Below are 13,253 nucleotides of genomic sequence, written 5' to 3'. Positions count from 1 at the left end.
AATGAAAACTAGCCGAAGTAATGGGCTAGTTTTTTCAAGGCTGAATGAGTTCGGTGGGTTTATCGCAATAGGAAGTAAGGCGTATTAACGTAAGCGTGTCCCGCTGAAATCGCATAAGGCAGTACGACTTTACCAACAGAGACCGCGGTGTTTACCAGTGGTTGAACGTTGATATTGGCATTCATCAAAGTAGGGCGAACGTTGGGAGCCAAGCGATAGTGGCTTGGAGTGGAAACGCAGCCAGAAAGTGTAGACGTAAATAGCAGTGCAATGATGATTGATTTGATGGTTTTCATAATGGTGACTCTCAAAAATAGTATTTTGGCTCTGGTTTTGGTTATCGGGATGAGCCTTGGTTGAGAGGAAGATTGCCTGAGTCGAACGAACGTCACCATCAATGTAAAACAAGTCATAGCGTGCAAGACTAAAAGTAATACTGGGCGTTACTAAGTATTAGTTTTTACGAGTAAGGTCGTACTAAATGCCCCCTGGATGGATTGTTTAGTGCTTTGGAAGGAAATAGAAAGCAGTAAAAAAAGCCAGAATGAAACCGCCCATTCTGGCTAGGAGCCAAACGAAGGTGCTCAAAACACAATCTGGAGGCAGATTGCTTACATGGAACGTACGGTCAGTGGTCGGCGGCGACCAATCTTAGTTAGAGCGAGCTGCCATAAGCTCAAGTCTCGTGAGCGGAAGGCGCCAGCACAGCTGAGTAAGTAGTATTTCCACATACGGTAGAAATCTTCACTGTAATCGCCTTTGATCTGATTCCATGAGTGTTGGAAGTTAGAGAACCAGCACATCAGGGTTTTGTCGTAGTCTTCACCGAAGTTGTGCACATCTTCGATATTGAATCGATCTTCCATCGCTTCTGCGAGGTTCTTCATTGATGGAATGACGCCATTTGGGAAGATGTATTTCGAGATCCACGGGTCCGATGCGGTAGTGCTGTGGTGTGAGCCAATGGTGTGTAACAAGAACACGCCATCGTCTTTCATGAAGCGTTCTGCGCACTCGAAGTATTCCGCGTAGTTCTTCGGTCCCACGTGTTCAATCATACCGATAGAAACGATGCGATCGTACTGTACGGTGGGTTTGAACTCGCGGTAGTCCTTCAAAATGAAGTTCGCGACTACGCCATTTTCTATCGCCAGTTTGCTGCCGAGCTTCTTCTGCTCTTTCGATAGAGTCAGGCCATCGCAAATCACACCATACTTCTTCGCAGCGTAAATCATAAAGCTGCCCCAACCACAGCCAATATCGAGAATACGCATCCCCGGTTGCAGATCGAGCTTACGACAAATCAAATCCATTTTATGTTCTTGCGCTTCGTCCAGCGTTGCTGCTCGATTCCAGTATCCACAGGTATAGGTCATGTGCGAGTCGAGCATTTTTTGGTAAAGCTTATTGCCGATGTCGTAGTGGTGCGGTACATCGAATTTACAACGTTCAATGCTTTGTGGGTTAACCCAACTTTTCAGTTTTAACTTCGCAGCGGAAGAGGCGAACTTGAGCTTTTCAGCCAGTCCTAATTTGCCTTCAATATCGTTTAAAAGTACGCGCTCAAAGAACTGATCCAAGCGGCTGCAATCCCACATCTTGGACATGTACGCTTCCCCTAAACCCAAGGAGCCTGACTGCATCACAAGCTCATACACTTTTGGGTTAAACACTTGGATATCCCACGGTTTAGAACCATTGATGGTGATACCTGCTGGGGCTAACGCCTCTTTAAACATTTCTTCTAGTTTGTTCATACTATGCCTATTTCACGTGCATGTTCGCTACATATTCATCTTCTGCCCAATACATACGTTCGGCGACTTTGGCTTCCGGATTTAGGCTAACGCCATCTAAGACGCGCTCTCTAAAACGCAAGTAGCCGCCTTTATCAATCAGATGTCCCATGTGGAGGTAAATCGGCTTACCGCCCAACATCTCTTTTTCAAATTCGAACAGATTGTCGATGACAGGGTGTAGGACGTCTTCCGTTACCCAATTGAGGAACATCTTGCCAACGCGAGGGGTCTTCTTCGAAGTTCGACCGCCCAGCTTGACCATATAGAATTGTTTTGGATCTCGACGCCAAGCCAGTGTCGGACAAGCAAGTACACATTCGCCGCAGCCAATGCATTTGCTTTCTTCCTTCACCGCTTTGCCGTCTTTGAGTGACAAGCAATCTACAGCGTGGTGCGCACAAGCTTTGACGCAGGCGCCGCAACCAATACAGCGATGGCTCTCGAAATTAATCTTGGCGATACCTAAGATGCCAAAATCCGCCATATTGGCTTTGGCACAATCGTTCGGACAGCCAGCCATGACCATTTTTAAATGGTATTTGCTAGGGTAAACGTGACGCTCCATTCGCTGCGCTAAACCAGTGGTATCGGTATTGGCTTTCTGGCAGATTCGACTGCCCTGACACGCGACAATATTACGCCCACCAATCGACTGATAACCTGCTTGCGTGTCTTCGACATCAATGCCGCACGTATCGACGGTGATGTCTTGAATGAAGGGTTCAAGCGCTTTGTTGACCTCTGGAATGTCTTCATAACGAATGCCGGGCATCGCCAGTTTTTGTCGTGTGGTGAGGTGAATGACACCATTGCCCCATTTTTCGGCGATCTCTTGCGCAGCACCGAGTAAGTATGCGGGCATAATGCCACCCGGAATGCGCACGCTGATCATGCACTCGCCACGCACTTTCGATAGGCGGTAATCGCCATTGGCGCGCATTTTGATGATGTCTACGTCCATCGTCATTGTGATTCCCTCCTAATCGATCATGGTTCTTGCGTGGTCATAACGGAAAACCGGACCATCCAAGCACACGTATTTGTCGCCAATTCGGCAGTGACCGCATTTACCAACTGAGCAGGCCATTCTGCGTTCGTAGTCGACCCAAATCTGATCTTCTTGAATGCCTCTGGATAAGAAGTCCTGCACGACAAACTTAATCATGATCGGAGGGCCCACTACGATGACGCGGATGTTTTCTTTGTCAGAGAGGTCAAGCTTACTGATGTGCTCGGTGACCAGGCCGCTCTCATAGAAGTGCTCGTCGCCACCGTCATCCAAGGTGGTGATGACGTGATTGGAGTAAGACCAATTCAGCAAGTCGTTTTTATATAACACGGCATCTTGGTTTTTGAATCCGAGGATCAAAGACATCTTCTTCACATCACTTGGGTTGTTGTGAAAGTAGTTAATCAGTCCTTTAACCGGAGCAACGCCAGTGCCGCCCGCGACCACAATGAGGTGTTTATCTTGGTATGCTTCCATCGGATAGCCGTTGCCCATTGCGCCGCGCATCATAACGCGATCACTGGCGTTTAATTGGAACAGCTCGCTGGTTACCTTGCCGACATTACGTATCAGCAAGTCGACGTAACCTAAGCCGTAATCGGAGACGGAAATAGGAGCTTCACCTACAAGGGATAGACCCACTTCGACAAATTGTCCGTAGTGCACCGGAAAGTCGCACGCAACGCGAAAGTTCCATTCCAGTTCTGTGTGCTTTTCGATATGAATAATCGGGTAGCTTTGCGGCAGCATTTTGTTTTCACAATCGCACATTAGAGCGCCTCCTCTACAATCGATGTCATCTTGTTGATGATGTTGCTAAATGAGATGTAGTGAGGGCATCGGTCGTCGCAGCGTCCGCATCCAACACACATATGGTGTTCACCTTGGCGAGACTTAAAGTCGTTGACCTTATGCAAGGCGCGATAACGTAAGCGCTCTCCAGTTTTATGACGGAAGCTGTGACCGCCTGCCATATCCGAGAAGCCATCAATCATGCAACTGGCGTGTTGGCGGCGACGTTCACCCACTTTTGCTTCTTGGTTGTAAACCACATCAAACACGTTGAAACAGGTACAAGTCGGGCATGAAGAAGTGCAGCGACCGCAACCAATGCAGCGTGAATCGTATTCTGACCACACCGGATGGCTGAGTAACACTTCGCGTACTTTAGCCGAGTCATCGCAAACCGAATCTGGTGTGCGGACTTTAACCGGATTGGACTTGACGAAGCTGACGCTGTGTTCAACGTCTTTGCCTTGTGAAAAGTACGGTGTCAGCTCTGGATCTTTAATAGTGACAATGGCGCCGTGATCACTAAATTGCACTGAAGCGGCGAAGTTGTCGGTTTTGTTGGTGCCCATGGAGACACAAAAGCAGTTTTCGAAACTTTCGCTGCACTCAATCAGTACAAGTTTGAGTTTCTGGCGCAGACGTTTGTAGTAGAAGTCTTCGTGACCGCCGTTTTCTAAAAACATGTAATCAAGACTTTTGAGCGCATTGATGTCACAAGCTCTGAGAAACAGAAACACAGGGCGCTCATCGACACTGGATTCTCGCAACTCGTCGGCGTTAAACCAAAACAGAGTTTCCGTGATCGGAAAGACGATCTCTTTGGGTGAAAAATGGCTTTTCTCTTTCCACTCCAGTTGGTCGTAACGTTCCAATTCTTGGTAATCCAAATTTGGGGTATGGGCAAAACGACCCGCGTATTCTTCATAGACGGGCGCCATCACCTTATAGCTCTGACGTAACGCCTCGATCGCCGAACCCATTTGCTGAGTAGTTAAAAACTTAGGCATTGTTCTATCTCGTTATTTTCAAAAACTAGTGAATCGTGCGTTCTAAACAGGGCTCGGCGGTGGACTCAAACCATTCCAGTGACTGCGAAAGGGAAACCACGCCTCCGACCACTATGATTGCTGGCAGTGGTGGTTTTTGCGTTTTGCAGGTTTCATACAGTCCGGCTAAGGTAGTGACGATCTTGCTTTGATTTTCTCGTGTCCCATTGCTAACGATGGCGCAAGGTGTATCTGGCGCGAGACCGTGAGCAATGAGGTTGTCTGCGATCGCTTCTGCTTTGTGTAGCCCCATGTAGAAAATTAGGGTGTGGTCGATGGCGGCAAGTGCGCTCCAATTAGGTTCGCTAGCATCATTACAGTTTCGTCCCGTTACCAAGGTTACACCCTTCGAAACTTGTCTATGAGTGACCGGTATCCCCGCGTAAGCGCAGCATCCAAGTGCCGCAGTTACACCCGGTACAACCTCATAGTTGATGCCTTGCTGTGTTAAATAGGTCGCTTCCTCACCGCCTCGACCAAATACAAACGGGTCGCCCGCTTTTAAGCGACATACCGTCAGACCTGTGATTGCGTAGCCCTTCATCATTTCGTTGATTTCTGCCTGCGTTTGCGAATACTTACCGTAGTGTTTACCCACGCAGATTTTTAGGGTTTTTCGTGGGATGACGTCCAAGACTTCTTCCGAAACCAGATGGTCATAAAGCACGACATCAACGCGATTAAGCAGACGAAATGCTTTAATGGTAAGCAGTGACGCATCGCCAGTGCCTGCTCCAACCAAATAAACCTGACCATAAGACGGATTGGATGCCTTCATGAGAAAATACCCCAAATCAATACAACGAATAGGATGGCGGCAATAACCCAATAAAGAACCTGATGGACGTTATCGCTGACCCAACCTAGTTCTTCTAACATCTCGCTAGTCAGGTCTAAATTTATCTGCTCTACGTAATCGTCCAGTTCTTTCATTTTCAATTGGCTTCGTGCAATCCCCTGATGCATTTAAGGTTATTGATGAGAGCCGTTAAGTTAAATCAAAGAAAAATAAACACCTGTTCAGAACTGATTAACGATAGGGTGTTTGGGGGCAGAATTTGAGTCGCTTAAAAGACGGAGGAAAGAGAGAAATGTCGAGTCAGGCTTTGTGACTTAACTAACTGTAATAGAAATAAAAAAGCCAGAGCACTGTCTGCTCTGGCTTTGTCGTTTTTGGGAAAGAAAAGCGTTATGCCGCTTTGAGGTGGCAGACGCGATTCTTGCCCAATCTTTTTGCTTGATAAAGTGCTTTGTCAGCTTGCTCCACTACATGGTGATAGCTGGTTTCTAATGGCGTAAACCCAACACTTGCCGTAAATCGCACATCGCCACAACCCAATGTGAGATGGCTTCTTTGCAGCGCGGTTAGGAAATTATCCAGCTGATGTTTGGCATCAAACTCGTCATTTGCTTGGAACATGATGGCAAACTCTTCACCACCATAACGCGCTAAACAAATCCCTTTTGGTTTAGGGAAGCAATCGCGTATCACTTCTGCAGTCTTTTGGATGACTAAATCGCCCACTGGATGACCGAATTTATCGTTGATGTATTTAAAATTATCAATGTCGACCATCGCGATAAAACGGTTCTCTGAATGAAGCTCTCTCGACACTTTTGCTGCTAAGCACGCTTTGTTTTCGAGTTGCGTCATTGGATCTTGATGGCGCAAACGGTCATGCAATTTCAGGTTTGCCAACGCTACTTGGGCGTAGTTTTGAATCAAGCTCAGTACGCATTTGTAGGTTGGGAATCGGCAACTGACGTAAGTCACGCCAAGCAGCTCTCGTCCATCAAACAATGGAATGCAGTAGTGGTTACTGTTGATCTTGAGCTTTTTCGTCAGCTCGTCGCCGTACTTCCTCGTTCGGTAAGTCAGTGCGCTATGAGAAAAACGCGCTGCGAGTTCCGCGTTGGTTAACACCAGTTTTTTATTGCCATGATAATCGAGCGTGTAGAAGCTGTAATTCAAGCTGTCGTAGACACAGAACTGTATGCCTCTGTGGTAGCAAAAACGATCCAAGACATGCTTGAGCTGGGTTTTGAACTCACCAACGCTCTCCGTGCCATTTAGGCGTGCTAAAGACAAATGCAGTTGGTAAGTGAGGTAATTGATTCCGATGGCGAGTGCGAGTAGAGAGGCGATGACACCGGCCGTTAGCGTGAACGGATAACTGCTGTTGAGGATGTCGGCACGGTCTGTTCCTGCGACAAACACCCAGTTTAAGCCGTTGTCTGCATCAAAGACTGAAATCTTAAAATTATCTTGGTAATAGTATTCGTGTTTACCGAACAGTAAGCCCGATGCAACTTTATCGCTGATTCCGCCATGATAACTCACTGAATAGTCACCGATGCGGCTCGGATCCGGATGGAATACCAAGCGTTCTGTATCTCTGTCTACGACAAACACATAACCTTTATTCAATGTTTTCATACCACGCAATTGTTGAGTGGTATGAAGAAGGTCGAACTCAAGCCAAAGTTGGTATTTTAGGTTTGGATTGACGTGTTTGATGGCGAATACCCAACGTTGCTGTGGGTTTTGGTACAGCGAGGAGATAGAGAATTTGTCGCTGACAGTGTTCAGTTTATGCCATTGAATTACGCTGGTGTCTGCTTGTTTGATTTGACCAGATAGGCCATAAGCGACGCTGTTATTGGGGGAGGTATAGAGGATATTGGAGTATTGCGGAGAGTAATCGATGATGCCTTGGCTAAGTTCACGGAAGTCAGGATCATTGAGGTCTTGTTTGCTTGCTTTTAATGCGGTCTCTAGAAGATAGAATTTGCTGAAAGCCGCTTCGATTTGAGAATGTATCAACCGTTCTGCAGTGATGATATTGGTTTGTGATTGCCGATAGACCATCGACTCGGAATCGACTAACTGAGCATAAGCCAGATAGACCATGAAGCCTGCGAGTAATAGCAGGTAAGGCCGCAGAATGCGGATTAAGAATTTAGGTAAAGCCATATGCCAAATAACGTTGTATATATTATAAATGTGATTTGGCTAGCAATATTAGATTAGTTTCACTTGTGCATCAATGCGTATGGTGTGCTCTTTGAGCTGATTGCTGTTTATGTATCCGAAACGTCGATAAAACAAACCCAGCTTACGGCTGGGCTTGTCAGAACTTGTAGGAATAAGCTGCATTTCTGTCAGGTAAGCTTTTTACTCTGGTTGATAATGCAGAATCGCCATTGAAGTCGGAGAAAGCAGTACTTCGCCCTCGGCATGTCCAGGATTGAGGTTACGCACATTGGTATCACATACGGTCACCCACTCTTGACCACGCTCATTTGGTAGCTTAAATCGCGCAGGTGCGTTGGTTTGGTTGATCAGGTAAACCAACTCTTGCCCTTCCTTGCCGATGCCCAAATGCAGCGCAACAGAGCTTAAACGGTTCCAATCGTCGTGCTCCATCAAGCTGCCATCAATACGACGCCAGAATATACGGTTGTTATTGCGATTTTCACCACTGAACGCTCGAATGAATGGCACCATATACTGATTACGATTAGCGACCATTTGTGACATCCACACTTTGAAGTGCTGTTTGCGTTCTGTGCTCGACCAATCTAGCCAGCTGGTTTCATTATCCTGGCAGTAAGCATTGTTGTTACCGCCTTGCGTGTGCGACAACACATCCGCGGTTAGGATGTGAGGGATACCAAATGCAAACAGCAAGCTCGCCATTAAGTTGCGCTTTTGTTTTTCACGCGTGGCGATGATCATCAGGTTTTCGGTTTCGCCTTCCACGCCATAGTTTTCAGAGCGGTTATCGCCGTGGCCGTCGCGGTTTTCTTCACCGTTCGCTTCATTGTGCTTCTGCTTGTAAGACACCAAATCTTGCAGGGTGAAACCATCGTGATACGTGATGTAGTTAACCGTGAGTTTGTAAGGCCAGTTTGCTGCGCTGTAGATATCACGAGAGCCCATCAAACGAGTCGCAAATTCTTTTAGGTAGCCTTGATCACCGCGCCAGAAGCTGCGGGAGATGTCGCGCAGTTTATCGTTACATTCGTTCCAACCAAATGGGAAGTTACCCACTTGGTAACCGTTAGGACCAATATCCCAAGGTTCAGCGATCAGCTTGGTTTCGCGAAGAATTGGGTCTTGTGCGACCGCTTTAAAGAAGGCTGCTTCTGGATTGTAATCGTCGCCTTGACGACCGAGTGTTGCTGCCAAGTCAAAACGGAAGCCATCGACTTTAAATTCGCTCACCCAGTATCGCAGCGTATCCATAACGAGATTCAGGGCTGGCTGGTAAGTTAAGTCGACTGTGTTGCCACAACCAGTGAAGTTCGCGAAGTTCTGACCATGTTTGATGTAGAAACGTGAATCGAGTGCTTTTAGGTTGAAGATCGTTGAGCCTTCGCCGCCTTCCGCCGTGTGGTTATACACCACATCAAGGATCACTTCGATGCCGTGTTTATGCAGCTCGCGGATGGTGGTTTTGAGTTCGGTTACCGCGTCTTTTTCTGCATAGCGAGGATCCGGCACCATGAACAAGTATGGGTTGTAACCCCAGTAGTTCACTTTATCCATCTTAAGCAAATGCGGTTCATGCATACACGCTGCGACAGGTAGCAATTGCAACGTATTGATGTTTTGCTGTTTGTAGAACGCCAACATTTCAGGTGAAGACAAACCTAAATAACGGCCTTTTGTATCGCTTGGAACTTCAGGGTTTTGCTGAGTGAGTCCTTTAACATGAGTTTCAAACAACACCATCTCTTCTCGTGGTATGCGAGGATGATCGGTGTCTTGCCAATCAAAGTTGTCTTCTATGACGACACACTTTGGCATATCGAAGCTTTTTGCAGGAGAAAATGGAGGCTGGTAGTGAAGGGCTTTATCAATCGACTTTGCATAGGGATCGGAGATCAGCAAAGGTTCGTCTTTGTGCGTCACCACATAGCCATACTTTTGCCCCGGTTTGATGTCAGGGATAAAAGTATGGCGAATGCCTGCATATTCGCCTGGTAAGTCGTGAAGCTTGTAGCTACCGTCTTCCGCAAATAGCGCAAGTTGAATGTCTTTACTACTCGGAGCATGAATAGAGAAGTTACAACCTTCTTTATTTACGGTTGCACCGAGTGGGTATGGGCGAGAGTGAAGTTGTGTCATCAGCGAATCTTTTTTTAATTTTATTGCTACCTTTAAGAAACTATAAGTAAAAAACTTTGTCTTACTAAGGTCAACCACCTTATATCGAAAATTATCACTGTAATTAAATTACTTTCTACGACCTATTTTTGACAAAAATATGAAATGGCTATCACTTTGTAGCGGCCATAAACTGAAGAAACTTACTAATTCCTCCCTAGATTGGTGATCTGACTCGAAAAAACACCATTCGGTATATTTTCTCATCCCTTCTCATCCCCCCTAAATTAGTTTGGGGTGGAGGACGTCATCCTTGTACTCCTTGGGTAATCTTAAGACTGTTGAAACAAACGGGGACTTGTTCCCATCTTACCTCTCTTTCTTTTGGTGCGTTTTTACTGCCTATATTCACCAAAAAGAGCGAGCAGGGAAGACAGAATTATAAATACCCTTAATGGAGTTAAGAATGAAAAAAGTAAGTGCAATTGCAGCGGCTGTTGCTGCAACTTTAGCTGCTGGTTCTGCGTTCGCAGTGGATTTCCATGGTTATATGCGTGCTGGTGTTGGCGTTAGCGCTGACGGTGGCCAACAAGTAACATTTGAAAAGAACAAAATCGGTCGTCTAGGTAACGAAGGCGATGTATACGGTGAAGTTCAACTAGGTAAAGAAGTTTACAACAACAACGGTAAAACGTTCTACGTTGACTCAATGTTTGCAATGACTTCTAACGGTTCAAACGACTGGGAAAGCACTTCTGCTAACTGTGGTCTTGACGGCGCTGGCGATGTTAAATGTGTTGATGATGCACAATTCGCACTACGTCAGTTCAACGTTCAAGCTAAAGGTGTTCTAGATTTCGCTCCAGAAGCGACTCTATGGGCAGGTAAGCGTTACTACCAACGTCACGACATCCATATCTCTGACTTCTACTACTGGAACATCTCTGGCGCAGGTGCTGGTATCGAAAACATCGAAGCTGGTCCAGGTAAACTATCTCTAGCATGGGTTCGTAATGACCGTTCTGACATCGCTGACCCAGGTAACGATGGCGGTGACGCAAACGTAAATACACTTGATGCGCGTTACGCGGGTCTTCAAGTATGGGATAACGGTTCTCTAGAACTAGGTCTAAACTACGCGCTAGTTAACGAAACTGACGCTGCGCCAAACAGCACTAAAGATGCGAAAGATGGCGTAATGTTCACAGCTGAATTGACTCAAGGTCTAGATTCAGGCTTCAACAAAACTGTAATTCAATACGGTACTGAAGGTTACTCTAAAACAATGGCGTTTTACGGTGACGGTAGCTGGTACGGTGCAGAAGCAAACAGTGGCGCATCTGGTTACCGCCTAATCAACTGGGGTGTAATCGGTATGGGTGATAGCTGGGAACTTGGTCACCAACTTGTTTACGGTGTAGGTGAAGACATGTGGGACGGCCAAGACAAATGGGAAGCAATGTCTGCTGTTGTTCGTCCAATGTACAAATGGGATGACAACCACAAAACTATCTTCGAAGCAGGTTACGCTATCGATGATAACGACGGTGCAGAGAACAAATACGGTAAGCTAACAGTTGCTCAAGCATGGTCTGCTGGCTCTAGCTTCTGGGCTCGTCCTGAAATTCGTCTATACGCTTCTTACTTAACAGCGGATAAAGACGACAACTCGAACACATTCGACAACGGTCGTTCTGACGATACATTCCAGTTCGGTGTACAAGCTGAAGCTTGGTGGTAATCATCTAGCCATTAAGTCCTAAATTGTCCTAGAATGATACAGCCAGAACCTTATCTGGCTGTATTTATTTCAAAAAACAATAATGAGTCGAGGTAGACGGTAATGAAAAAATGGCTTGCTCCCGTACTGTTGGGAATGTTGGCTACAGGTTGTACTTCTGTAGAACAAGTCGATATGAGCCCGAAAGGTCAGCAACAAGTGATCACGCAATCGGGCGACATTCAATGGGTACCAATTGATGTGCCTGTGGTTACTGAGTTCGCTTTGACTGACAAAAGCCAAATGCTGTTAGATGGTAATAGCGCTGGCGCAATTGCAGCGTTCGCGTTACCAGGTAATCGTGGCAGTCTAGATATCAAACTAGAGACCTTCGTAAACAAAAATCTAGAGTTTTACGCACCTAATGTCGTTGTTATGAACACGGCTGGCGAAACTATTTATCAAGCAGATTTCTCAAAGTTTAAGTACGAGCCAGCAAAACTGTTGGATAACGATAAATTCGTACTTGAAATGAATGTGATTCCTGACATGACAGGTAACGACTTGCATGTTTTGGTTTACACGACTTCTTCTGATCTCAAAGGAAGCTCAGAAGTTCTTCACCCTGCAAAAGCCTTCGCTCTGGCAAATCACACTCAGCCGCCAGATATTGCAGATCCTCAAGCAAAACACAGCCCACTCGGTCAGTTCCGTTTTTCAGTATCCGCGAATGATATCGTGAATACTAAGATTGTCGCGAAAAACGACAATATCCCGCAAGGTACAGACTTAACCAGTTACTACCATAATGCCATCAAAGCAGCCGTCGAAGCGGATGATATTCCGAAAGCTCTGACGCTTCTCGATGAGGCAAAAGAACTGGGCATTGAAGGTGCACAAACTGTATTTGTTAAAGCGGTAAATACCAAATAAACGAATAAAAAAGGCCAGCAACTTGCTGGCCTTTTTTAATTTCCTTTAGAACGATAAAACTCACCCCTACATATAGTTAGCTTATTCACAAATTTATTTGTTTTACTTTGTTTTTCATATTTAACAGATCAATAATTAACATGTGTTCCTAACCTTACTCGTCATCGATTAGGAAATAATTAAACCTCTCAAAGTAATCTGGCTCAGCAAGATAGAGAATAATATTCTTTATCGCTAGTTTGGTATTTTGTTCTTTTTAAATATTAACTTTATCCAGATTGGTGAGTTTGTATTTACTTTGGAATATTAAAAAGGAATTAACGTGAAAATGAACATGATGAAAACTTCACTTGCTGCTGCCTTACTTGTTGCTCTTGCTGGTTGTCAATCGACAGCAGAACCAGAAGGTGCTGCTGAACCTATTGTTAATCTGTCTCAAGACGAAGTCGTTGCTTTCATGGTGGCCTGTGACAACCCAGATAGCACGGCGAAAGGCCCAATTTCTAAAACTCTGTTTGTTGTCGGTACGTTTGCTGATTCAGATTGGAAACATGTACCTCAACGTAAATACACTTACAAAGGCAATAACTTCTACCAAGTTGTGACGCAAGAAAAAGCAGGCTCTTACAAAATGCAGTACGCGACTGAGTTGTGGTTTCCACAATTTACCGCGAAAGGTAATCGAATGAATGTCGGTGAATTAACATCATTAACATTTGGTGGTTACGGAACAGATACCGCGGTTGATATTAAAGAAGATGGAAAATACGTTTGGAGCCTTCAATTTGAAGGAAAAGGTAAGCCACTTCACGTAATGGTTAATAAGTGCCAATAATATTTC

General features: G+C 45.6%; 12 protein-coding genes. 3 read left to right on the top strand and 9 right to left on the bottom strand.

Annotation, left to right across the window (positions count from 1 at the left end; genetic code table 11):
- Positions 1-59: 59 nt before the first annotated feature.
- The 9 genes from ATB76_RS09855 to glgX all read right to left on the bottom strand — a co-directional run bounded on the left by ATB76_RS09855 (position 60) and on the right by glgX (position 9,780).
- The gene (locus tag ATB76_RS09855; protein WP_038868912.1) at positions 60-296 is read right to left on the bottom strand and encodes a hypothetical protein; all 237 of its coding nucleotides are present in this window, start codon (positions 294-296) and stop codon (positions 60-62) included.
- A gap of 315 nt (positions 297-611) precedes the next feature.
- On the bottom strand, positions 612-1,757 hold the full coding sequence (gene cfa, locus ATB76_RS09850) for a cyclopropane fatty acyl phospholipid synthase (protein WP_042600585.1): 1,146 nt from the start codon (positions 1,755-1,757) through the stop codon (positions 612-614).
- Between the two features lie 7 nt (positions 1,758-1,764).
- Positions 1,765-2,766, bottom strand: a complete 1,002-nt coding sequence (asrC, locus tag ATB76_RS09845) for a sulfite reductase subunit C (RefSeq protein ID WP_042605157.1) — start codon at positions 2,764-2,766, stop codon at positions 1,765-1,767.
- A 12-nt stretch (positions 2,767-2,778) separates the two neighbouring features.
- A complete protein-coding gene (gene asrB, locus ATB76_RS09840; protein ID WP_009706541.1) occupies positions 2,779-3,579 on the bottom strand; it encodes an anaerobic sulfite reductase subunit AsrB in 801 nt (266 codons plus the stop codon).
- A complete protein-coding gene (gene asrA / locus ATB76_RS09835; RefSeq protein WP_061035091.1) occupies positions 3,579-4,607 on the bottom strand; it encodes an anaerobic sulfite reductase subunit AsrA in 1,029 nt (342 codons plus the stop codon). The genes asrB and asrA overlap by 1 nt, the downstream gene beginning before the upstream one ends.
- A gap of 25 nt (positions 4,608-4,632) precedes the next feature.
- A complete protein-coding gene (cobA, locus tag ATB76_RS09830; RefSeq protein WP_061035090.1) occupies positions 4,633-5,424 on the bottom strand; it encodes a uroporphyrinogen-III C-methyltransferase in 792 nt (263 codons plus the stop codon).
- Complete coding sequence (locus ATB76_RS28440) at positions 5,421-5,579, bottom strand: hypothetical protein (protein WP_009706538.1); 159 nt, start codon at positions 5,577-5,579, stop codon at positions 5,421-5,423. Before ATB76_RS28440 ends, cobA begins: the two co-directional genes overlap by 4 nt.
- 256 nt (positions 5,580-5,835) lie before the next feature.
- Positions 5,836-7,557 (bottom strand): diguanylate cyclase, encoded by a 1,722-nt coding sequence (locus tag ATB76_RS09820; protein ID WP_081094908.1) that lies wholly within the window; start codon positions 7,555-7,557, stop codon positions 5,836-5,838.
- 264 nt (positions 7,558-7,821) lie between these two features.
- Positions 7,822-9,780: a glycogen debranching protein GlgX gene (gene glgX / locus ATB76_RS09815; RefSeq protein WP_009706536.1), complete on the bottom strand. Its 1,959-nt coding sequence runs from the start codon at positions 9,778-9,780 to the stop codon at positions 7,822-7,824.
- A 445-nt stretch (positions 9,781-10,225) separates the two neighbouring features.
- On the opposite strand from glgX, the gene ATB76_RS09810 reads away from it, so the two are divergent.
- From ATB76_RS09810 to ATB76_RS09800, 3 genes are all read left to right on the top strand, one after another.
- Positions 10,226-11,500 carry a maltoporin gene (locus tag ATB76_RS09810; RefSeq protein WP_038881260.1) on the top strand — a complete coding sequence of 425 codons (1,275 nt, stop codon included), beginning with the start codon at positions 10,226-10,228 and terminating at the stop codon, positions 11,498-11,500.
- Between the two features lie 102 nt (positions 11,501-11,602).
- Complete coding sequence (locus ATB76_RS09805; RefSeq protein WP_038881262.1) at positions 11,603-12,412, top strand: MalM family protein; 810 nt, start codon at positions 11,603-11,605, stop codon at positions 12,410-12,412.
- Between the two features lie 328 nt (positions 12,413-12,740).
- Positions 12,741-13,247: a hypothetical protein gene (locus ATB76_RS09800; RefSeq protein WP_061035088.1), complete on the top strand. Its 507-nt coding sequence runs from the start codon at positions 12,741-12,743 to the stop codon at positions 13,245-13,247.
- The last annotated feature ends 6 nt before the right edge of the window (positions 13,248-13,253 follow it).

Source organism: Vibrio sp. MOR3, assembly GCF_001557775.1.
In the GTDB taxonomy this organism is placed as follows: domain Bacteria; phylum Pseudomonadota; class Gammaproteobacteria; order Enterobacterales; family Vibrionaceae; genus Vibrio; species Vibrio jasicida.
Note: the sequence above shows the minus strand (reverse complement) of the source record. Positions and strands in the feature narration are given on the sequence as shown.

What these genes read in the sequence shown, in the direction of transcription:
- ATB76_RS09855 (WP_038868912.1), bottom strand. Translation starts at nt 296, where the DNA reads ATGAAAACCATCAAATCAATCATCATTGCACTGCTATTTACGTCTACA.
- cfa (WP_042600585.1), bottom strand. Translation starts at nt 1,757, where the DNA reads ATGAACAAACTAGAAGAAATGTTTAAAGAGGCGTTAGCCCCAGCAGGT.
- asrC (WP_042605157.1), bottom strand. Translation starts at nt 2,766, where the DNA reads ATGACGATGGACGTAGACATCATCAAAATGCGCGCCAATGGCGATTAC.
- asrB (WP_009706541.1), bottom strand. Translation starts at nt 3,579, where the DNA reads ATGTGCGATTGTGAAAACAAAATGCTGCCGCAAAGCTACCCGATTATT.
- asrA (WP_061035091.1), bottom strand. Translation starts at nt 4,607, where the DNA reads ATGCCTAAGTTTTTAACTACTCAGCAAATGGGTTCGGCGATCGAGGCG.
- cobA (WP_061035090.1), bottom strand. Translation starts at nt 5,424, where the DNA reads ATGAAGGCATCCAATCCGTCTTATGGTCAGGTTTATTTGGTTGGAGCA.
- ATB76_RS28440 (WP_009706538.1), bottom strand. Translation starts at nt 5,579, where the DNA reads ATGAAAGAACTGGACGATTACGTAGAGCAGATAAATTTAGACCTGACT.
- ATB76_RS09820 (WP_081094908.1), bottom strand. Translation starts at nt 7,557, where the DNA reads ATGGTCTATCTGGCTTATGCTCAGTTAGTCGATTCCGAGTCGATGGTC.
- glgX (WP_009706536.1), bottom strand. Translation starts at nt 9,780, where the DNA reads ATGACACAACTTCACTCTCGCCCATACCCACTCGGTGCAACCGTAAAT.
- ATB76_RS09810 (WP_038881260.1), top strand. Translation starts at nt 10,226, where the DNA reads ATGAAAAAAGTAAGTGCAATTGCAGCGGCTGTTGCTGCAACTTTAGCT.
- ATB76_RS09805 (WP_038881262.1), top strand. Translation starts at nt 11,603, where the DNA reads ATGAAAAAATGGCTTGCTCCCGTACTGTTGGGAATGTTGGCTACAGGT.
- ATB76_RS09800 (WP_061035088.1), top strand. Translation starts at nt 12,741, where the DNA reads ATGAACATGATGAAAACTTCACTTGCTGCTGCCTTACTTGTTGCTCTT.